Raw genomic sequence first — 21,143 nt, forward strand, 5'->3', positions numbered from 1 at the left:
CTCAAAAATAAATATAATTATCAAATTTCAAACTTAGATTAGTTCCTTATACTTTAACAAAACTGAAAAACTGTCATTCCCCTAAGTCATACTAATAGGAAAGTGTACAATTCTTTAACAATACTAACTCTTAATTCATACACTACTAATAGAACTTGTGTAGCAATAAAATTTTCCAAATCATCTAAATCACCATATATTTAACCTCTACTCGTACCTACATGATATTTTCATCCCCCTCTCATAAAGTTCTTATTCTTCTAATTACTACATGACCATGTTCCATTGCTACATTAGAACGACATCTATAAATATTGATAAGGAGTGAAATACATGGGTTCAACAAAACTTACAGGACGAGTAATTTACAAAGGAGATCCCGGTTATTTAGAAGCTATTAAGAATTGGAATCCTTACGTTGATGTCTTCCCCCTCGTCTTTGTTTTTGCACAAAATTCATATGATGTTAGTAACGCCATTAAATGGGCTCGCGAAAATCATGTTCCGTTACGTGTTAGAAGTGGTCGACATGCACTAGATAAAAACCTTTCTGTAGTAAATGGCGGCATCGTTATCGATGTAAGTGATATGAACAAAGTAAGTTTAGATAAAAAGAATGGTATCGCAACCGTTCAAACTGGAATTCACGTCGGGCCACTTGTAAAGGGACTAGCTAGAGAAGGTTTTATGTCACCGTTTGGAGATAGTCCTACAGTTGGAATCGGTGGCATTACAATGGGCGGTGGTTTTGGAGTAGTCTCACGAACAATCGGTCTAATAAGTGATAACCTTATTGCTTTAGAAACAGTAGATGCGACAGGCCGAATCATTCAAGCAGATCAATGTTGCAATAAAGATTTATTATGGGCTTCTAGAGGTGGTGGTGGTGGAAACTTCGGATACAACACTGAATATACATTGAAGCTTCATCGTGCCCCTAATACTGCCACAGTCTTTAATATCATTTGGCCATGGGATCAGTTAGAAACTGTTTTCAAAGTTTGGCAAGAATGGGCACCTTTTGTAGACTCACGATTAGGCTGCCTTCTTGAAATTTACAGCAAAATAAATGGACTTTGCCATGCAGAAGGTATTTTTTTAGGTTCCAAAAGTGAACTCATCAAACTATTAGAACCTTTAACAAATGCTGGAACTCCAACACAAATTGTTATAGAAGAATTACCTTACCCAGCCGCTATCGATTTCTTAGATCCAGATGAGCCAATCCCTGGTCGATCTGATCAAAGTGTTAAATTCTCTTCTGCCTGGGCACTTAACCTTTGGCCGGAAGAACCTATTTCCATTATGAAACGATTTTTAGAAGAAGCTACTGGAACAGAGGCTAATTTCTTTTTTATTAATTGGGGAGGTGCTATTAGTAAAGTACCTAGCAGTAAAACAGCATTCTTTTGGCGTAGCCCGTTATTTTATACAGAATGGACTGCTAGCTGGAAAGACAAATCCGAAGAAGCTGCCAATCTAGCATCAGTTGAAAGGGTACGCCAATTAATAAAACCTTATGTAACTGGTTCTTATGTAAATGTTCCAGATCAAAACATCGAAAATTTCGGACAAGAATATTACGGAGCAAACTTTGATAAGCTGCGGAAAGTAAAAGCAAAATATGACCCCGAAAATCTTTTCCGTTTCCCACAAAGTATACCACCCTCTTCCTCTTGTTAATGCTTGAAAAAACAAAAAAAAGAACTCTTACAATTGTAAGAGTTCTTTTTTTCATCATACCAATTTCCCATCTCGAAGCGTCAATATACGATCACATACATCAAGCATTCTTTCATCATGTGTAATCATAATTGCTGCTTTTTGGCTCTCTTTCACTTCACGTTTCATCATTTCTACGACTTCACGTGCACGTTTTGAATCTAAGCTCGCCGTTGGCTCATCCGCTAATATTAAATCCGGATTGTTCATGAACGCACGAGCGATTGCTACCCTTTGTTTTTCCCCGCCAGATAGTTGATTTGGGTAATGATTCTTTCTTTCTCCTAACCCAAACGCCGCTAATAAATGATCTGCACGCTTTTCCGATTCTTTCTTACTATCTTTTTTTAACTTTGCAATATAAAGCAATTGTTCTTTCACATTTAAATATGGAACAAGGTTTGCAAACTGAAAGATGAAACCGATTTTTTTCAAACGAATATCTGTCATTTCCTTTTCTGATAACTGTGTAATATTTTGCTCACGAATGTAAATATCCCCTTTTGACGGTGATAATAGTGCACCCGCGATTGATAATAACGTACTTTTTCCTGATCCAGAAGGACCAACGATTCCGATAAATTCTCCAGCTTTCACATCAAGCGATATCGGATGAAGGGCTGTTACTTCCGTATTCCCTTCTCCGTACACTTTACTTACTTTGTCTAATTTTAATAATGAAGTCATTACATCCCGCCTCCAATTGCCTCTAGCGCATCAACTTTTAATACTTGGTATAACGAAATAAGTGTTCCTAAAATACTAATTACGATAAAGATTGCTGCATATTGTGCAATCATCGGTGTTGTTAATAAGAACGGCATACCTGCTGGTAAAATTTGTTCTAACCCTTGTACAAGAACGATACTGATTACCATCGCAACGACTGATAAGAATAACGCCTGCACGACTAAGCTATTTGCTAAATACGAGTTCTTTGTACCGATTGCTTTTAATACACCTAATTGCTGTGTTTTTTGCAGTGTAATAACGTAGAAGAATACACCAATTAGTAATGCAGCGATAACAAGTAAGAATGCAATGATCATCGTTAATGTTCCTTGCTCTTCTTTAAACCCTGGAATACTTTGCAGCACTTCTTTTTTGTCAATTACGTGTGCATTTTTTACTTCTTTATCTGTATTAAGTGCGATTGCACTATAATCTTTTTGGTTTGGTTGTGAAATAGCGCCCCATACGTCTTCATTTACATAAACGACTGGTGTATGGCTAAACATTTGATCTTTCGTAAATCCGACGATTGTAAATTCTTTCTTTGAAACAGGATCGATAATTGTATCCCCAATATCGATTCCTTTTTCTTTAATTGATTCGTCAGCAACCATTTCATTATTTGCTGTACCTAATTTCTCACCTTTTACAATGTTCGGTTCTAAAAATGAATCGCGTTCACTTGAAAAAATAGCGATATCAACCTTTTTCGAACTATCTTTCTTTTCATACGTTGAAACTTTCACCCGAAATGGAACTGCCTCTTTCTCGCCCACTTGATTTACTACGTTATCTACATCGTCTTTCTTAATTTGTGAACGAAGTAATTTATTTTCCGCATCATCTGCTAAAACGAACTTATTCGCCTCCATATTTTGAATCGATGAAGCATTATCATATGATAATCCATTTGCTAATCCTGAAATAACAAGGACTAAAAATGATAATAAAACCATGATAAGTCCGATTAATCCGTATCTTAATTTTGATTGTTTCAATTCACGCAGAGCTAAAAACATTATGCTCGCTCCTTCCTCTTTCTTTCTATGCACTAATCATAAAAAAGAAATATGAACGGAATATGAACAGAAGATTACAGAGTAAAAAAATAAATTTTCTGAAAGTATTGAAAATAAATAGAATCCTTGATACAATTCAGTCAAATAATATTGACCGAGTAATTTAATTCAAGGAGTTGATCATGTTGAAGCCCGTATTAACACTAACTACTTATAGCCAACTAAAAGCATTAAGCGATCCATTACGTGCCGAAATGATGATACGTCTATGCGAACGTCCTTATACTGGACAATTACTATCTGAGAAATTCGGCATTTCAAGGGCGAAAATTCATTATCATTTAAAAGAATTAGAAAAGAATGGTCTTATAGAGATCGTTTATACAGAAGAAAAGAATGGGATTGTTCAAAAGTTTTATCAATCTGTCGCTAAAGGCTTCACCCCTGCCGCAGATCTATTACCTCATTTAGAAATATTAAGCGAATCAGGTCGCCAAATCTTTTTACAAATGATAGAAAGAACGAAAAGCCAAATTCTCGCTGCACCAGAAGAAGCTTTTACATTACAAAATGCAAGTGAAGATCCAGCTAAGTGGAATTACGTTTCATCCTGCTGGGAATTTGATGCTACGCCAGAACAATTTCAAGTGTGGGTGAAAAAGTTTTATGAATTAATGGCTGAATTAAACGAAATCACAAAAGGTGCAGATAAAGATCCGAATAGTAAACCTTATTATATTTCTACTACTGCACTTCAAATCGCTGAGAGAACAATGCAGCAATTTATTAAAAAAGAAGAAAAATCGTAATACGATTTTTTTTACATAAACGGTCAAATTTATTTTACCGAATAAATTTATTATAAAGGAGTAGATCAAGTGGACATATTAAAAAACCGGAATTTCCTCTTATTATTTTTAGGAAGAATTTTTACAAACATAGGAGATAGCTTGTATTATGTAGCAGCGATGTGGCTCGTATACAAATTAAGTGGTAATCCTTTTTATTCTGGATTGGCTGGTTCCCTTACGTTATTACCTTCTGCATTACAATTTCTTACTGGTCCATTCGTTGATAGATGGTCAATAAAAAACACCCTCGTAATCACACAAGTTTTGCAATGCATTCTTATTTTAATCATTCCTATTACACACTACTTCGACCTACTAACAGTCCAACTACTACTCATCATTATGCCCATCATAGCTTTTATCGAACAATTCGCCTATCCTGCACAATCGAAAGCTTTACCACTTCTACTGCATAAAACACAATTATTAAAAGGAAACTCACTCTTTTCATTTGCATATCAAGGCATTGATTTAATTTGTACGACTCTTTCTGGAATATTAGTAGCACTATTCGGCGCAATTACTTTATATGTGATCGACTCCTTTACATTCGCGATTACTGCCCTTTTGTTCTTTTCATTAAAAATACCAAAACAAACTGAAGCAGACACAACACTTTCAACTAAGCAATATTTCTCTGATTTAAAAGAAGGCTTTTCAATCGTCTTTCGTTCATTGATGGGTATCTTCTTAATCGGTTCCGTTGTCGCTAATTTTTCAATTGGTATGACGATGGCAATACTCCCTTCTTTCGCTGATTCTTTAGGCGGTGTGAAATTATATGGTTTCTTTTTAGCCGCTATATCCGCTGGTTGTTTAATTGGAGCACTATTCAGTTCATGGGTTGGGAAATATAATGTTGGCCGTGTCTCCATTATTAGCTTTGCAACTGGCGCTTTCTTTTGGTTTCTCTCTACGGTTGTACCGTTTCAATGGTTATCCATTTTTTTATTCGGGTTAGCTTGGATACCAATTGGTGCGACCAACATATTATTTGCGACTATTGGTCAAATTGTAATTCCAAACCAATATCTTGGGCGCATCAATTCAGTCACACGGAGTATGGGCACAATTGCTATGCCGCTTGGCTCTTTAATTGGCGGATACACTGCGAATGTATATAGTAGCCAACTCATTTTCGCGCTTGCTAGTATTGGGATTTTATTCATTTCTCTCGTATGGCTGCTTCATCCAAAATTACGGGCTTTGCCGAAAGCTGATGAAATTACAGCGGATACTTTTGAGCTTCGGTTTAAAGAAGAGTCCGGGAAAGGTGCGGCTTTATAACAGAACAAACATAACCCCGTTCTAAATTGGGGACGGGGTTAAAAATATAATTATTTCATTTTGGATGTAAAATACTTCACTAAAAATATAACAATAAAGTCGTTTGAATATCTAAAATTTATTCAAAAAATAGCACCAACTAAAAGGTTCAGTTAACGCTTTGATGGCCATGCCCCCTGCATTTTCCTTAATTGAATAATTTGGCCTGTATGATAAGCATCATGAAGCATAATGTTCAGCAATTTACCTTCAAGTGAATTTTGCTCAAGTTCTCTTTCAGAAATTGCACTTAATATCTGTCTTAAATTACGCTGAGCATTTTCAGAGCGTTCAACGACTTCCTTCCATTCCGTATCATCATTAGATTGCTTAGTAAGATAAAAGGTGTCATTACCATCAAGATTATGTGTCCATTCACGTCCTTCCAAGTTTGCAGCAAGTCTTTCTTTGTAATAAGTGAGATGATTAACGTTCTCCCAAATGGTATTCGTTGTCTCTCCAGCTGGTTTCCACATAGCCTGTTCAGCTGTAAGTCCTTCTATAGCATGTTTAAACGGTGCATACCAACTCTCTTTATCGAATGTTGAATCTAGTACGTTTAATAACAAGTCAATTCGTTTCAAAGTAATTTCCTCCCTACACAGTTCAAGTTTTAATACACTCCCTCTAACTCTGTAGAGATTCTACATTTTTAAATAAACTTCCTCCTAATCCCACTCCATAAACTCATCCGATTATGCAATTAAAATGACTCATATTTTTTCATTTTACACGTATACTAGCGACAAAAAAAGAAGAGGCTGTTCCCAAACAGCCTCTTCTATCTATTTAGGAAGCTCAACCCGAACAGTCGTCCCTTCCCCTTTTGTACTATACACTGAAACGTTTCCATGATGCAGTTCAACAATCTTCTGCACAATCGATAATCCTAAACCGCTACCTTCTACGTTTCTTGCCCTTGCTGTATCTACTTTGTAAAAACGGTCAAAAATACGATCCATTTCTTCTTTTTCCATACCGATTCCGTTGTCTGATATAGAAATTATAACGCTAGACTCTAACTCTTCCACGAAAAACTCAATCGTTCCACCATCGTTTGAAAACTTAATGCTATTCGTAAAGATATTACTCCATACTTGATGAAGTAAGTTTTCATCACCTTTTATAGTGATATCTGGCACATCAAATTCAACAGCGATATCTTTTTCACGCCATTTCCATTCGAGCATAAAAATAACGTCTTTAATTTGCTTCTGCAAATTGAATTCTTTTATTTGTAGAACTTTCTCTTCTTTATCTAGTGATGCAAGCGTGAGTAACTGTTTACATAAACTAGACATTCGCTTACTTTCACCCTCAATAATTTGTAAGTAATGGTTTCTTTCTTCCACGCTCATCTTTTCTGTTTGCAACGTCTTCGAAAAACCTTGTATAGAAGAAAGCGGCGACTGAAATTCATGTGAAACGTTCGAAACGAATTCTTGTCTCATTTCATCTAGTTCTTTAATACTTTTCGTCATCTTTTGGAAGCTCGTAGATAACGTTCCTATTTCATCTTTTCGTTTTACGTCTAATTCAATTTTATATTCCCCACTCGCAATTTTTTGCGTAGCCTTCGTAAATTTACGGATTGGGCGAACGATATAACCTGCTGCAATCGCTATAAAAATAATACTTAATAGTACGATAAACCCAAGTAATACCGCTAAGAAAATTCGCATTTCGCCAAATTGGTTCTGAATGTCAGGACGAATAAATAAAGCGTACTGTTTATCACCGTGTTGCACTGGTACACCGACGCTATTAATTAATTCATTATCGAAAAACCCTGTAATAAAGAGACGAGTTGGATAGGTGGAAACACCATTAAACGTTTCTCCTTGCAATACTTTATGAACAGTAGCATCGCTAATAGACGTCTTACGAAACGCATTGCCAATACGCTTTCCATTCTTTTGATCATCGACAATATAAATTTCATACCCTAACTTTGCGATAGAATGTAAGTACGTCTCTTGATTTTCTTCACTTTGCTTTTCATATAACGATTTAACTTCTTCAGCATACTTTAAAATTTTTTCACTATTATACGGTTTTAGCTTCACTTGATAATATACGTTCGTCAATAAAAAGCCGATAATACTACTAAGAAGCATAATACCGACTGTCATAAAAGCAAATCTAGAATATAGTGATTTCATTTTATTTCAACTCCAACTTGTACCCGAGTCCGCGCACTGTCGTAATTTGAAAATCATCCGTTCGTTTTGAGAAACGATCTCTCAGCCGCTTCACATGAACGTCAACCGTTCGTTCATCTCCTTCAAAATCCATTCCCCATACTAATTCAATTAGCTCTTCTCTTGAAAATGTTCTTCCAGGATAACTAGCAAGTTGTGATAATAACTCAAATTCTTTTAATGGAAGCAAAATCGTCTGCCCGTTACACTTCACTTCAACACCTTTACGATCAATTGTCGTTCCGTGGAGTGTAATAATGTCAGCACTCAGCATTTGATAACGGCGCAATAAAGCTTTCATACGGAAAATGACTTCAGCTGGCTCAAATGGTTTTACGATATAATCATCCGTACCAGAAATAAACCCTTTTTCTTTATCGACTAACTGATCCTTTGCAGTTAATAAAATAACAGGAATATCATGATATTTCCGGATTTCTTCACATAACGTATAACCATCAACGAACGGCATCATAATGTCTACTATCGCAAGATGAATATTTTCCTTCTCTAATACGTCTTGCGCTACCTTTCCATCTTCCGCCTCAAAAACTTGAAATCCCTCTTTTTGTAAATGATAATGCAACAACTCTCTAATATGTTTATCGTCATCAGCTAATAAAATATGTATCATCTTCATTAAACCCTCTCTCGTTCATCCTTCTACATCACTACATTAAGAAACAATTGAATTTTTTGCAAGAAAAAGAAAAAGAATCTATTTTGAAAAAAGATTATTCAAAATAGATTCTTACGTTTTAGTATTAAGATTATTTTAATGAAAAATAATTTCTATGCTTTAGAAATATCAACGAATCCTTCTCCAAATACGTCACGAACATCGTGTATAGCGATGAACGCAGCCGGATCTGTAGTTTGAACAATCCGTTTTAGCTTCACTACTTCTTGCTTATTAATAACAACATAAAGAATTTCCTTCGGAGTTTTCGTGTAATAGCCATGACCTGAGTACACCGTAACCCCTCTGCCCATTAAGGTAGTTACCTTCCCGGCAATTTCATTCGGATTATCAGAAATAATCGTAATGGCTTTCTTCGGATTTAAACCTTCAATTACAAACTCCATCACTTTCGTTGCTACATATAGCATAATAATTGTTATCATCAGTTTTTCTGCACCAATAATGAAATAAGATGAAAACGCAACGATTAAATCGAAGAACAGTAGACCGTAGCTAATGCTCCATCCTAAATATTTATGTGTCATCCTTGCTAAGATGGTTGTACCTGCAGTTGTTCCGCCAACGCGAATAATAAGACCAATCCCGCACCCGATAAATATTCCTCCGAAAATGGCATTTACGAGCATTTCATCCGAAGCAATCGTCCAGCCTTCTGTCAAATGAAGAAATAGCGAGTTCGTAACTACAGCGATAATCGTATAAATTGTTGTAATCTTATTTAAAAACTTATAACCGGCTATTAACAAAATCGCATTTAAAATTAAGTTAACTAAGCCCGGTGACCATTCAAATAAATAGTACGTAATAATCGTGATGCCTGTTACTCCGCCCTCACCAAATTCGTTCGGGATAACAAACAAATTGACACCTAACGCAAAAAGAAATGCACCGATAATAATAAAAATAATGTCTGTCGTTCTTTTTTTCATACAGTACCTCACTTCTTATGTAAATATTTATTCTGTCATAAACTCTCACCATTATATCGTGGAATATTCAAATCGAACAGTGGTTTATTTTTATTTTAATATAGGGTAATAAATCAACTTCATCCTACATCCACAAGTAATTAAAAAAGTAAAACAACTGTATTTATTATGTACTACAAATAAAGTTTTGATTTCACATGCAATTCATCCTAAAAAATGAATATAAACACTCTCACTCGCACAAACTTCGAATGCAAAGCAAATAAGCGAAGCTATAAAATAGACTTCGCATCAAGCGTGTGATCATAGAAATTTATATGAGATTTTATATTCATACGTTCCAGAAATAAATTCACTTATCTTTCTCCATATATTCTTTAATCTTTCGTTCTTCCCACTCTTTCCCGAATATCCCAACTGGAAAAGTTGTCAAACCGTGTATAACGATACCAATTCCCCAGCCTGCAAGTGGATATAAAAACCATAATTTACTTGAATCAGAACTTATATTTATAATAAAAAGCATTAAGTTCACTAGTATATAAACCGTTAAATGAATGTAAAAAGCTTTTAAATTCTCCACCCTTTTTTTAGCTCGTAAATAAACATCATCTTGCTCCACCCTTGAACACCTCTTTCAATATTGTATTTTTTCACCTTCGCTCCAATGTTAACATCATATTCTTATTGGAAATCCGTTATTCTCAAAAAAACACAAAACAAAAGTACCCATCAAATTGTTATACACATAATAATTTGATGGGTACTGCATGATACATTTAGTTTTTACATGTATTGTTTGGAGAAAAATGCAAATAACGACTTATACTCGCCTTATTAAGACCAAATCCAAACATCATCATTATTTTCAACGTTGCTCTTTACCTCATGAACTTTTTCAATGTTGTCCGTTGTGTTCCAGTTAATAGAACTTCCACCCCAGCCCACGTACTTCATATCAATTTTTACTTTCTCGCCCGTATTAAATACTTGTCCCTTTGTTAAGAAAACATCAATAATAACTTTCTTACCATTTAGCGATGGATACTCAACTACGACATATTTAGTAGCACCGTCTCCTTCATCTTCCATCGTTCCTACTTTTGATACTTTCCCAATCACATAATCAGGCGAACCATCTTCTTTCATGTGCATACCTAACTTGTTTGTTGTATTTTCAACTGCAGTTGCAACCATATATTCTGTAAAATTACGCATCATAGATCCAGTAGCTTTTACTTCATCTCCTACTTTCACGTTTGAAAGTGAATCAATATACACACTAACAGGTTCCTCATATTGCTTAGATTTTACAACAATCACACCGTTATCTACTTCTACTACTCGTCCTTCTAACGTTGAGAAATTCGATTCAATTGAAGCTGCACTCGCTTTTGTTAGTTCTAATCCTGGTACATTCGTTCCTGATAATGCTGCGATCCCTAAAGCACCTGCTAAAATTATTTTTTTCATACCCATATGTAACATCTCCATTCATGATGATTTTATTTTTTTGATTGGTATCGACCAACCTGTAATCATTATAGTTACAGGTTGTGAAAATAACAACCGTTTTCCTCATGCAATGATGCATACTGTGATTTTTAAATATACAACAATGAGACTAGATTCTCGAGTTACAGCAGGTGAAATTGTTGATGATGAAGAAACTAATGTCATGCATCATATTTTTCAGCGCTACGGTTTGTATAATCGTAGTTCATTACATTATGTAGGAGCGGGATTCATATGTTAATAAAACCAAAGAGATTACAACCAGGAGATATCGTAGCAACAGTAAGTGCTTCATGGGGAGGAGCGGGTGATTCTAAGCTAAGATGGCGTTATGATCAAGGAGTAAAGAGATTAGAAGACGTATTTGGGCTTACAGTTATCCCAATGCCAAATAGTTTAAAAGGTAGCGAATACCTTTATAACAATCCAGGAGCTCGTGCGGAAGATTTAATGACAGCATTTAAAGATACGCGTGTTAAAGCAATTATTACGAATATTGGTGGCGAAGATAGTATCCGTTTACTACCTTATATTGATTTTAATGTGATACGTGAAAATCCGAAAATCTTTATGGGGTACTCTGACGATACCGTTTCACACTTATTTTGTCATAAAGCAGGAATTTCCTCTTTTTACGGTCCAGCAATCTTAACCGATTTTGCTGAAAATATAGAGATGGATTCATATACGATTGAAACAGTGAATCGAACTCTCTTTTCAAATGAGATTATTGGTGAAATTCAACCAGCTAACGAATGGACGAGTGAGCGTTTAGAATGGATAGAAATAAATAAGGATACAAGACGTACGATGCAGCAAAACAACGGATATGAGGTCCTTCAAGGATCTAGGACTGTACAAGGGCGTTTAATTGGTGGTTGTATTGAAGTATTGGAATTCGTAAAAGGAACGGAACTTTGGCCTGAGAAAAAGCATTGGGAGAATAGTATTCTATTCTTTGAAACATCTGAAGAACATCCAGAACCAAATTATATAAAGTATTGGTTGCGAAATTATGCAGCACAAGGCATTCTGCAAAAAGCAAAAGGAATCATTTTTGGTAAACCGAAAGATGAACAATACTATGAAGAATATAAACAGGAAATATTGCAGGTTATGAAAGAACATAACTTAGAAGATTTGCCGATTCTTTATAATTTAAGTTTTGGCCATACTGAACCGAAGTTTATTTTACCTTACGGCGCGCTGGCGGAAATTAATTGTGAAAATGGGTCTTTCTCTATTTTAGAGAGTGGCGTGGAATAAAGGAAAACTTTAAATAAGTATCTAATTGGAGGGAGATTACGTGCATGGAAGTAACATTTACAGTAAGTAAATGGGATGAAAAACTAATCGATGATACTAGAAAAGATTTCCCTATTAATATTGCCCATGTTGAATATGATATTGATGGGGAATTAAAAGGAAAAGCTTTTGTTGAATACTTATTATATTATTTAGACTCAAATATAAATGATGGTCACTTGGCTACTGCTAAAATTTCTGGATTTTTACACTTTGAAGGAATTTATAAGGGGCAACAAGGGACATTTACAGCTATAGAGCAAGGAATATTTGATAAAGGAAATTTAGATTCCCCAGGAACAATTATTAAAGCTACCGGTAACTTAGAAAACCTGAGAGGATCCTATAATTATCAGTTTACAGGTCAAACTAGTAAACTAATTTTAGAGTTTGAATTTCAGCAAAATACCTTATATTTTAGTGGAAAGGACATTTCTTGTAATACTAGGAATGTCCTTTTTGTTGACGAGTTTATTCAAGTTAAAAATGAACAGAGTATATTATCAGTATTCAGCAATGCATAAAATTTTCTTCATGGGGGAATTAAAAATCTACGCCCTAGAGACATCATGCCCCCACCTATTCATTTCTTTTCTTACTAATTAAAGAATAATCCCCGAAAAACTCCCCTTCATAACTTCCTTTTCAAGTTGATTCCTACATATAAACGTCGCAATAATTTTGTACGATTTTTTTCATCAGGCTCAAATTGTTCAATAGTTACGTCACAACGAATCGTATCCCCACTAAAAACAGGACGTAAAAATTCAAAATCCATTTTGCGAGCTAGTACGTTATAATCACCGCCAATTTTTGTAGGCAATGTTGATGTTAACAGCCCTTGTACAACAAATCTTCCCTGCTCATCTGGTGTAACATGATGAACACCTTCATCTTTCGATACTTCTGTAAATAACGCAACATCCTCTTTCGTAAAAGTTCGTTCAAAGGTGATTTTTTCGCCTACTTGCAATTTCATTAATACCCCTCCTCGAAAACACTTTTAAAATAAGAAAAACCGAAACTAAAAATCATTTCGGTTTTTCTAACTAAAGAAGTCTATTTATTTTAAAGAATGAACAAACAACCCGCTGCGAAGTTTCGGTTCAAACCACGTTGATTTCGGCGGCATGACTTCTCCTGCATCTGCAATTGCTAATAAATCTTCCATAGATGTCGGATATAATGAGAATGCTGCTTTATATACACCGCTGTTCACAAGGCGTTCTAGCTCTTCTAGCCCCCGAATTCCACCAACAAAATCAATGCGTGAATCAGAACGCGGATCATGTATTTCAAGTACTTGGCTTAATAAATGATCTTGCAGGATAGATACATCTAAACCTCTAACAAGATCATTCGCATCAAATGTTTCCTCTTTCACAGTAAGCTTATACCACTTCTCATTTACATACATACCAAATGATTTGGGCTCATTTGGTTTATACGGAGAAACAATTGCTCCTTCTACATAAAAGTACTGCGTAATTTGATTTAAAAACTGTTCCTCTGATAAGCCATTTAAATCTTTCACAACGCGGTTATAGTCCCAAATTGATAATTCATCATAAGGGAATAGAACCGATAAGAAGAAATTAAATTCCTCTTCTCCTGTGTAATTTGGATATTGTTCTCTTCGCATAAGCCCTACTTTTGCAGCTGATGCAGAGCGGTGATGCCCATCCGCAATATAAAGATTAGGAATATCTTCAAATGCGTTTACTAAAGTCGCAATTACTTCTTCATCTGCAACCTTCCACGCAACATGCTTAACACCATCTTCTGCTGTAAATGTATAAATTGGCGCATGCTCTTCTTTCCAGCTTCTAATCAAATGCTTTACTTCTTCTTTTGTACGGTACGTTAAAAAGATAGGACCTGTATTTGCGTCACACACATCTACGTGGCGAATACGATCTAATTCTTTTTCATGACGTGTTCTTTCATGTTTTTTAATTGTATCATCTTCGTATTCATCAATAGATGTACAAACGACAAGGCCTGACTGCGTTCTTCCTTGCATTGTCAGTTCATAAATATATAGCGCTGGCTCTTCATCTTGTATGAACACTTCTTCTCGTACAAATTGCTTTAAATTGTCGCCCGCTTTTTCATACACGCGATCATCATACGGTGACAGTTCAGGATCTAAATCAATTTCTGCTTTATCAACATGCAAGAAAGAATATGGATTCCCTTTTACAACTTCCCTTGCCTCTTCACTATTTAATACGTCATACGGTAAAGCTGCAACTTGTGCTGCTTTTTCCTCTACTGGACGAATGGCCCGAAACGGTCGTATTTTTGCCACATTCCTCTCTCCTTTACACAATCATTCGAACGGCTACAACACCTGTAATTTTGCTTATATTTTCTACAATATTCTCTTTTATTATATCATCAATTCCGTTATCGATATCAATCATTGTGTATGCCCAAGAATGTTTACTACGATTAATCATATCAGCAATATTTATATGATGTTCTGCTAAACATCCTGTAATTTGTCCTACCATGTTTGGAACGTTTTGATGCATAATTGTAATACGTTTCTTTCCGATATATGGAAGCTCGACGTTTGGATAGTTTACTGAATTACGAATATTTCCTGTCTCCAAATATTCACGTAATTGACGTGCTGCCATTACTGCACAATTTTCTTCCGATTCAGACGTAGATGCACCAAGGTGAGGCGTCGCTGTTACATTTTTCATCTTTATTACATTTTCATTTGGGAAATCCGTTACGTAATGTGTAATAATATCTTCTTCTAATGCTTTTTGAAGAACCTTTTCATCTACAAGTTCTCCTCTAGAGAAATTAAATAGACGCATCCCTCTTTTCATCTTCTCTACAGCGTGTTCCCCAATAATCCCCTTCGTTTGATTCGTAAGAGGAATATGCAGTGTAATATAATCACACGTTGCAAAAATTTCATCAAGGCTAAACGCTCTTTGCACATGTGTAGAAAGACGCCAAGCTGTTTCAACTGAAATATAAGGATCATATCCGATAACATCCATCCCTAACGCTAACGCATCGTTCGCAACTAAAGCACCGATTGCGCCAAGTCCGATAACACCTAGACGTTTCCCTGCAATTTCTGATCCAACAAATTGTTTTTTTCCTGATTCAACAAGCTGTGGTACTTCTTCACCTTCTAAGTTTTTCGTCCAACTTACACCATTAATAATGTTACGTGAAGACATAATAAGACTGGCAATAATGAGTTCCTTTACGGCGTTTGCATTTGCCCCCGGCGTGTTAAATACTACAATTCCTTTTTCTGTACATCGCTCGACAGGAATATTATTTACACCAGCGCCAGCTCTTGCAATCGCCTTTAAGTCTTTTGAAAACTCTTCTTGATGTAAAGAGTAGCTACGAAGCAAAATCCCATCTGGGTGATTGAGTTTATCCCCTACTTCATAACGTTCTTCAGTAAAAACTTGTAAACCTTTTTCTGCAATTTGATTTAACGTTTGAACACGAAACATATCCCCATCTCCCTATCTATTCTCAAGCTCAAATTCCTTCATATAATCTACTAATTGTTTTACACCGTGTGCTGGCATCGCATTGTAAATACTTGCACGCATACCGCCGACTGAGCGATGTCCTTTTAGCGTAACGAAACCGCGTTCCTTCGCCTTTTGTAAAAACTCATTGTTAAGTTCTTCTGACGGTGTTGTAAATGGAATGTTCATAAGTGATCGATACGCAGGGTCAACTGGTGAAGTAAACAATTTAGATTCATCTAAAAAATGATAAAGAAGTGAAGATTTCATTTTATTTTGTTCTTCAATCGCAGATACTCCGCCTTGCTCTTTCAACCACTCTAGTACAAGTTTTGTTACGTAAATACTAAAGGATGGCGGTGTATTATATAAGGAGTTATTTTTACTGTAAGTTTCATAATTTAACATTGTCGGACAAGAGCGATCTGCTCTCCCAATTAAATCTCTTTTTATAATAGCAATCGTTAAGCCCGCAGGTCCTAAATTCTTTTGCGCCCCCGCATATATAAGACCAAACTTCGAAACATCATATCTCTCTGATAAAATATTTGAGGACATATCCGCAACGAGCGGCACTCTTTCTACATGTGGAATTTCCACATATTTTGTCCCTTCAATTGTATTATTCGTTGTAATATGTACATAATCTAGTTTTTCATCACTTAATAAACCGTCCAGTTTAGGAATCGTAGTAAACTTCTCTTTTTCAGAAGAAGCAATCACTTGTACTTCCCCAACTTTTTCGGCTTCTTGCAGTGCCTTTTTAGACCATGAGCCAGTTAGTACGTACCCAGCTTTTTTATACGTATTCATTAAGTTCAGTGGTATCATAGAGAATTGTAATGACGCACCGCCTTGTAAAAATAAAACTTCATACTCATCAGGGATGCTCATTAATTCACGAAGTAAGTTACTTGCTTCCTCTATAATACTTTGAAAATAAGAAGATCGATGACTCATTTCCATAATAGACATGCCTGTCCCGTTATAATTTAATAGCTCCTTTTGCACTTTCTCTAAAACTGGCAAAGGGAGTATTGATGGTCCTGCTGAAAAATTATAGACTCTCTCCATCACCCTCATAACCTCCCTATTTCTCATTCGATTATTTTTTAAACTTTCTGAATTATAACCTAAAATATAATATACGGTCAATTTGTTTTCTATTATTACGGCGCAAGACGCGATGGAATCGCTTGCAAGTGCAGACTTTTTATATACACATAAAAAAGTGTTAAGTACATAATCGTACTTAACACTCTAATAATAAAATAATAATAGCTAGTCGTTCGTAAAGAACCGATCAAAGATTTGATAAATAGCAGAAAGACCAAAGAGCCAATAAATAGTGTCCACAAGCGCCGGCATAGAACCAAACCATTTCTCAACTACATTGTAATCTAACGCTACAAATAACCAATTCAAACCGCCAAGAATCACCAAAATTACTGTAAGGTAAGACAAAAATTTCATTATGATTGCCCCCTAGGTGATAAGATGGTGAAAGGCCTTTCACTAGAAATATATGTAGTAAACTTTAAAACTTACCTATTTTATAAAATTTATTTTCGGTACCACCCGTTAATAACTGCCTCTGCTTCTTTACTATGTATTTGATACGCATGTGTACTATCATTAGAGCCAATAAACCAAATTGAAAAACCTTTAAAATATGGTTTCGGTTCTAATACATCGCGGTAAGCACGCCATCCATTTAATTGTACATCTTTCGAAAACACATTTGAAACATCTGGATTCCATGGATTTTGTAATCCAAGTTCACATGCTGGAACGTTAAATCCACCGAAGTATACTGGCTTTCCTGTTGCATTATGTAATTGTTCCAATTGCTGAACAACATTTTGCCCACGATTATATACTGTTGTCGCAAACAAACTTTGCTTCACTTCTTCATATGTTGGATTTCTTTTTCCTGAAACTTCAAACCAACTGTCTACGCTAACAATATCCACCTTTTTTAAATACGGGCGATTGATTTTTTCTTTAAACTTAGCTTCATAAGAAGAGTCCCAGCTCGCTGTTAACCACCAGTTCATTTGATACAAAACATTTCCTTTATACTGCTTACAAACAAAATCAATTGTATCGCTCCAGTATCCTTCTGCATACTCCATATTCACGAAATTAGAAGCAATCTTTAGTCCATACACATCGTATTTACTTGTAATGGAATTAAAAATATCTTGCAGAATAACCGTCTTCCAATTCCAGAAGAAATCATTAATGTTACTTGGGTTCCATTCTGTCTCTCCAACATTCCCCTGCTGAATATACGGGAACGGTTCCACTATAACTTGAATATTACGCTTTAATAATTCTTGAATTAAAATAATAGCTTGTTGCTTTTGCGCTTGATTAATTACCATGTTAGTAGAAGTCACATTTGGGATATCCACTTGAATCGGTACATTTACTGTATTTAAATTTAAGCGCTCCACATCCGCTAATACTTTCGCTACATTTCCAACTTCCCATACTGTTACGTTTCCTGATTTGATTTTTCCAGATTGAACAGTATTTACATCTGCCTGTACATTTCCTTGAAAACAAAAAGAAAACAACATAAGAAACACTCCTAAAAAACTTATTAAACTCTTATTTTTCTTCACAACTTTCCCCCTATAATTTTTGGCTTTCTTGATTATTTTATACAACGTTTCACATTTATTCCAGAAAAAAATGAAGTGCCGTTCAACTATATTCATATAAATCTCCTAAAAATAGTAGGAAAAATAAAAAAGGAGCAGGTTTCCGCTCCTTTTTCCTTTCTTTTCACGATTGAAATTATCAAATTCCTTCTAGTAACTTACTTAAGGAATTTTTTCAAATGAATCAATACTCATAATTAAATCCGTATATTCTTCATCTACACTCACTTTTATATTGCTTCATCAAACAACCCATCACTTCGGCTGTAACGTTAACACTTTCCCCTCTATCCCCTCCGTATTCAATGTAGTCGTATGATACGTTCCACTTACCCAATCATCTATTTGATCATGATACCAATCGCTTCTAAAATGTCCCGACTGTCCTGGTCCTACGATATGATAACCGTTTGACATATCTTTTGTATCAATAACGAATCGCCAAGAAGCTCCGTGATTTACAATACCGTTCTCGCCGTAACTTGCTGCTTGGACGGTAACTTGACTTCCGCCAATTGGAACTGGTTTCTCACGATTAAAAGCTAGTAATGCTAACATACTCGATGATTTCGAAATTGGATGTGTAAAAGCGAGTTGATGATAATCGCCCCACTTCCAGCCCCCAACATCGGGTCCATATTCCTTCTGCAATTTCTTCATTACATTCTCGTACGATGTATGCACAACTTTTGTGAAACCTCCGTACTTAGAAAACCATGCACTATTTTCTCCTGCTACTTGTTTCCGGATTAATTCATCCACAACTTGTGACTTCCCTTCAAATAACTCCATTACATCTTTCGGTATTTCTTTTGAAAATAACGTATTCGAAATCTCTTTCATTAATAAATGGAATATTAATGGTGCCGCTTCATCTTTACTATCGTAAAAATTCCACTTTGTTAATTGGTTTACACCTTCTTTCTCTACCTCATTTAAAGATGCTTTATTTAACTCTTTTAAAAATATAGGAGTAAACTCTTTCCCGTATAAATTCTTTTGATCCATCTGTAACTCTTCTAAATCTTTTACCGTATACTTTTCCTTCTCTTGCAAAAATTCTTGAATACGCATTTGCCTATATGGCTGTGCCCACGTATTGCTAATATGATACGGATAATCATCATCAACAATTTTATTATTCGCAGTTGAAATAAACCCTTCTTTCGGATTTATAACTTTCGGCAGCTGATCAAATGGAATATATCCTTCCCATTCATATTCATCTGTCCATCCTGGAACAGGCAAGCTACCATCACCTTTTTTACGCACTGGTATATTTCCATTCGCTTTATAAGCAATCGTGCCATCGTTTGATGCAAACACAAAGTTTTGCGTTGGTGTATGGAAATCTTGAAGAGCGGTTTCAAACTCATTCCAGTCTTTTGCCTTATTCATATTTAATACAGCTTTTAACTCGGCTGACGGTTCTAAAGCAGTCCACTTTAAAGAGAATACGGTTTTCGTTTTCTCCTTCCCCTTATCCGCAAACTCTGAAATTACTGGCCCATGCCTCGTAATCGTAACGTTATAAGGAATTGTCTTCCCGCCTTTTACTTTAATCGATTCATCAACTACCGTAGCTTTCTCCCATTTATCGTTATACAGAAATTCATTTTCATTATTAGGATTTCTCTTCTCAATATATAAATCTTGCACATCAGGCCCCGTATTCGTAACGCCCCACGCTATTTTGTCATTGTGGCCTAATATAACACCTGGTACTCCAGCGAAAATAACGCCACTCACATTTAAATCTTTCATTTCAAGTCTCGTTTGATACCATATAGAAGGTGTCGCAAGGGATAAATGAGGGTCATCTGCTAAAATCGGCTTACCTGACGCACTCTTCTCACCGCTCACAACCCAGTTATTACTACCGTTAAACTCCGGGGGAATTATCGTTTTTGAAAAACTTTGTGCTACGTCCACATTTGTAGTTTTTAGTTCAGCTAGCAATCTAGGTGCATCTTTCGGATATGTAGGAAATAGCTCATTTGCTTGCTCTTTCGGAAGGTTTTTCAGCGCCCAATATCGAAACGCCTGTCCATGCCAATGTCCTCCTAAGTCAAACGCCATATACTTTCCAATTGTTAAAGAATCCACGATTGACCATTCAGAAGGCTGATAACCTAATATAGTAAACTCAACCGGCAATTTCTTTTCCACTTTTGCCTCACGTATAAAAGCGTTCACCCCATCAGCAAATGACTGCAGGGCATATTTTGCTTCTCCATCATATTGACTAACTGAAGCTTCTGCCGCTCGCCGTAAACCGAGTGTTCGAAACAATTTATCTCGGTCAACAGCTGCTTCCCCAACAACTTCACTTAACATACCAGAAGCTTGTCTTCTACTTAAATCCATTTGAAACAACCGATCTTGCGCTTGTACATATCCTTGTGAAAAATATAAATCATGTGCATTTTCCGATTTAATATGCGGGACACCTTTACTATCCCGCTTCACCGTAACAGCGTGTTGTAAATCCTCTAGCTTTATCGTTCCATCTATCTTTGGCATAGATTTCAGCGTATATATATTCAAAAAAATCGCAGCGGAAATAACTAACAAGAGAACGATACTACTAGCCCAAATAAAAATTCTTCTTCCCCTTTTTCGTTTCTTCTTTATAACGACTTCCATATAACCA

Annotated in this window: 19 protein-coding genes and 2 pseudogenes; 6 read left to right on the forward strand and 15 right to left on the reverse strand. The window is 35.8% G+C overall.

Going from position 1 to position 21,143, the window contains the following annotated elements:
• Positions 1 to 333: 333 nt before the first annotated feature.
• Positions 334 to 1,683, forward strand: a complete 1,350-nt coding sequence (locus tag ACODS7_RS08220) for an FAD-binding oxidoreductase (RefSeq protein ID WP_016080985.1) — start codon at positions 334 to 336, stop codon at positions 1,681 to 1,683.
• Between the two features lie 54 nt (positions 1,684 to 1,737).
• On the opposite strand, the gene ACODS7_RS08225 is transcribed toward ACODS7_RS08220, so the two are convergent.
• Complete coding sequence (locus ACODS7_RS08225) at positions 1,738 to 2,409, reverse strand: ABC transporter ATP-binding protein (protein ID WP_243168410.1); 672 nt, start codon at positions 2,407 to 2,409, stop codon at positions 1,738 to 1,740.
• Positions 2,409 to 3,473 (reverse strand): ABC transporter permease, encoded by a 1,065-nt coding sequence (locus ACODS7_RS08230; protein ID WP_016080983.1) that lies wholly within the window; start codon positions 3,471 to 3,473, stop codon positions 2,409 to 2,411. The genes ACODS7_RS08225 and ACODS7_RS08230 overlap by 1 nt, the downstream gene beginning before the upstream one ends.
• A gap of 185 nt (positions 3,474 to 3,658) precedes the next feature.
• Here ACODS7_RS08230 and ACODS7_RS08235 point away from each other — a divergent pair, with 185 nt between their 5' ends.
• Both ACODS7_RS08235 and ACODS7_RS08240 read left to right on the forward strand, forming a co-directional pair.
• Positions 3,659 to 4,282 carry an ArsR/SmtB family transcription factor gene (locus tag ACODS7_RS08235; protein ID WP_014895296.1) on the forward strand — a complete coding sequence of 208 codons (624 nt, stop codon included), beginning with the start codon at positions 3,659 to 3,661 and terminating at the stop codon, positions 4,280 to 4,282.
• 69 nt (positions 4,283 to 4,351) lie between these two features.
• On the forward strand, positions 4,352 to 5,611 hold the full coding sequence (locus tag ACODS7_RS08240) for an MFS transporter (protein ID WP_029442793.1): 1,260 nt from the start codon (positions 4,352 to 4,354) through the stop codon (positions 5,609 to 5,611).
• 152 nt (positions 5,612 to 5,763) lie between these two features.
• Here ACODS7_RS08240 and ACODS7_RS08245 read toward each other — a convergent pair whose 3' ends face one another.
• The 6 genes from ACODS7_RS08245 to ACODS7_RS08270 form a co-directional block, all read right to left on the reverse strand.
• The gene (locus ACODS7_RS08245) at positions 5,764 to 6,234 is read right to left on the reverse strand and encodes a DinB family protein (protein WP_029442794.1); all 471 of its coding nucleotides are present in this window, start codon (positions 6,232 to 6,234) and stop codon (positions 5,764 to 5,766) included.
• A 201-nt stretch (positions 6,235 to 6,435) separates the two neighbouring features.
• Entirely contained in the window at positions 6,436 to 7,812 is a 1,377-nt protein-coding gene (locus tag ACODS7_RS08250) for a sensor histidine kinase (protein WP_243168409.1), read from the reverse strand.
• Position 7,813: 1 nt separating this feature from the next.
• A complete protein-coding gene (locus ACODS7_RS08255) occupies positions 7,814 to 8,491 on the reverse strand; it encodes a response regulator transcription factor (protein WP_000781973.1) in 678 nt (225 codons plus the stop codon).
• A gap of 152 nt (positions 8,492 to 8,643) precedes the next feature.
• Positions 8,644 to 9,483, reverse strand: a complete 840-nt coding sequence (locus ACODS7_RS08260; RefSeq protein ID WP_000747488.1) for a YitT family protein — start codon at positions 9,481 to 9,483, stop codon at positions 8,644 to 8,646.
• A gap of 352 nt (positions 9,484 to 9,835) precedes the next feature.
• Positions 9,836 to 10,105, reverse strand: a complete 270-nt coding sequence (locus tag ACODS7_RS08265) for a 2TM domain-containing protein (protein ID WP_016080975.1) — start codon at positions 10,103 to 10,105, stop codon at positions 9,836 to 9,838.
• Between the two features lie 215 nt (positions 10,106 to 10,320).
• A complete protein-coding gene (locus ACODS7_RS08270; protein WP_043936641.1) occupies positions 10,321 to 10,962 on the reverse strand; it encodes an ATP F0F1 synthase subunit alpha in 642 nt (213 codons plus the stop codon).
• A 34-nt stretch (positions 10,963 to 10,996) separates the two neighbouring features.
• Here ACODS7_RS08270 and ACODS7_RS08275 point away from each other — a divergent pair, with 34 nt between their 5' ends.
• From ACODS7_RS08275 to ACODS7_RS08285, 3 genes and pseudogenes are all read left to right on the forward strand, one after another.
• On the forward strand, positions 10,997 to 11,239 hold the full coding sequence (locus tag ACODS7_RS08275) for a hypothetical protein (RefSeq protein ID WP_098137748.1): 243 nt from the start codon (positions 10,997 to 10,999) through the stop codon (positions 11,237 to 11,239).
• Positions 11,233 to 12,264, forward strand: a complete 1,032-nt coding sequence (locus ACODS7_RS08280; RefSeq protein WP_243168408.1) for a S66 family peptidase — start codon at positions 11,233 to 11,235, stop codon at positions 12,262 to 12,264. Before ACODS7_RS08275 ends, ACODS7_RS08280 begins: the two co-directional genes overlap by 7 nt.
• 44 nt (positions 12,265 to 12,308) lie before the next feature.
• Positions 12,309 to 12,701, forward strand: a pseudogene (locus tag ACODS7_RS08285) (DUF3224 domain-containing protein); the annotation flags it as partial.
• A 204-nt stretch (positions 12,702 to 12,905) separates the two neighbouring features.
• Here ACODS7_RS08285 and ACODS7_RS08290 read toward each other — a convergent pair.
• The 7 genes and pseudogenes from ACODS7_RS08290 to ACODS7_RS08320 form a co-directional block, all read right to left on the reverse strand.
• A pseudogene (locus ACODS7_RS08290) lies at positions 12,906 to 13,282 on the reverse strand (hotdog family protein).
• An 84-nt stretch (positions 13,283 to 13,366) separates the two neighbouring features.
• A complete protein-coding gene (locus ACODS7_RS08295) occupies positions 13,367 to 14,614 on the reverse strand; it encodes a DUF1015 domain-containing protein (protein WP_043936644.1) in 1,248 nt (415 codons plus the stop codon).
• 13 nt (positions 14,615 to 14,627) lie between these two features.
• Positions 14,628 to 15,800 (reverse strand): 3-phosphoglycerate dehydrogenase family protein, encoded by a 1,173-nt coding sequence (locus ACODS7_RS08300; RefSeq protein ID WP_029442803.1) that lies wholly within the window; start codon positions 15,798 to 15,800, stop codon positions 14,628 to 14,630.
• A 12-nt stretch (positions 15,801 to 15,812) separates the two neighbouring features.
• Positions 15,813 to 16,895, reverse strand: coding sequence for a 3-phosphoserine/phosphohydroxythreonine transaminase (gene serC, locus ACODS7_RS08305; RefSeq protein ID WP_243168414.1), 1,083 nt, complete (start codon positions 16,893 to 16,895; stop codon positions 15,813 to 15,815).
• Positions 16,896 to 17,102: 207 nt separating this feature from the next.
• Entirely contained in the window at positions 17,103 to 17,294 is a 192-nt protein-coding gene (locus ACODS7_RS08310) for a DUF378 domain-containing protein (protein ID WP_000670801.1), read from the reverse strand.
• A gap of 89 nt (positions 17,295 to 17,383) precedes the next feature.
• Positions 17,384 to 18,451, reverse strand: a complete 1,068-nt coding sequence (locus tag ACODS7_RS08315) for a glycoside hydrolase family 113 (RefSeq protein WP_243168407.1) — start codon at positions 18,449 to 18,451, stop codon at positions 17,384 to 17,386.
• A 294-nt stretch (positions 18,452 to 18,745) separates the two neighbouring features.
• Positions 18,746 to 21,136 (reverse strand): penicillin acylase family protein, encoded by a 2,391-nt coding sequence (locus tag ACODS7_RS08320; protein ID WP_029442805.1) that lies wholly within the window; start codon positions 21,134 to 21,136, stop codon positions 18,746 to 18,748.
• Positions 21,137 to 21,143: the final 7 nt, after the last annotated feature.

This window comes from Bacillus sp. FG16 (genome assembly GCF_057809515.1).

Excerpts from the sequence above, each read along its gene's own strand:
- ACODS7_RS08250 (WP_243168409.1), bottom strand. The coding sequence starts at position 7,812 with ATGAAATCACTATATTCTAGATTTGCTTTTATGACAGTCGGTATTATG.
- ACODS7_RS08225 (WP_243168410.1), bottom strand. The coding sequence starts at position 2,409 with ATGACTTCATTATTAAAATTAGACAAAGTAAGTAAAGTGTACGGAGAA.
- serC (WP_243168414.1), bottom strand. The coding sequence starts at position 16,895 with ATGGAGAGAGTCTATAATTTTTCAGCAGGACCATCAATACTCCCTTTG.
- ACODS7_RS08260 (WP_000747488.1), bottom strand. The coding sequence starts at position 9,483 with ATGAAAAAAAGAACGACAGACATTATTTTTATTATTATCGGTGCATTT.
- ACODS7_RS08270 (WP_043936641.1), bottom strand. The coding sequence starts at position 10,962 with ATGGGTATGAAAAAAATAATTTTAGCAGGTGCTTTAGGGATCGCAGCA.
- ACODS7_RS08220 (WP_016080985.1), top strand. The coding sequence starts at position 334 with ATGGGTTCAACAAAACTTACAGGACGAGTAATTTACAAAGGAGATCCC.
- ACODS7_RS08310 (WP_000670801.1), bottom strand. The coding sequence starts at position 17,294 with ATGAAATTTTTGTCTTACCTTACAGTAATTTTGGTGATTCTTGGCGGT.
- ACODS7_RS08300 (WP_029442803.1), bottom strand. The coding sequence starts at position 15,800 with ATGTTTCGTGTTCAAACGTTAAATCAAATTGCAGAAAAAGGTTTACAA.
- ACODS7_RS08280 (WP_243168408.1), top strand. The coding sequence starts at position 11,233 with ATGTTAATAAAACCAAAGAGATTACAACCAGGAGATATCGTAGCAACA.
- ACODS7_RS08320 (WP_029442805.1), bottom strand. The coding sequence starts at position 21,136 with ATGGAAGTCGTTATAAAGAAGAAACGAAAAAGGGGAAGAAGAATTTTT.
- ACODS7_RS08230 (WP_016080983.1), bottom strand. The coding sequence starts at position 3,473 with ATGTTTTTAGCTCTGCGTGAATTGAAACAATCAAAATTAAGATACGGA.
- ACODS7_RS08255 (WP_000781973.1), bottom strand. The coding sequence starts at position 8,491 with ATGAAGATGATACATATTTTATTAGCTGATGACGATAAACATATTAGA.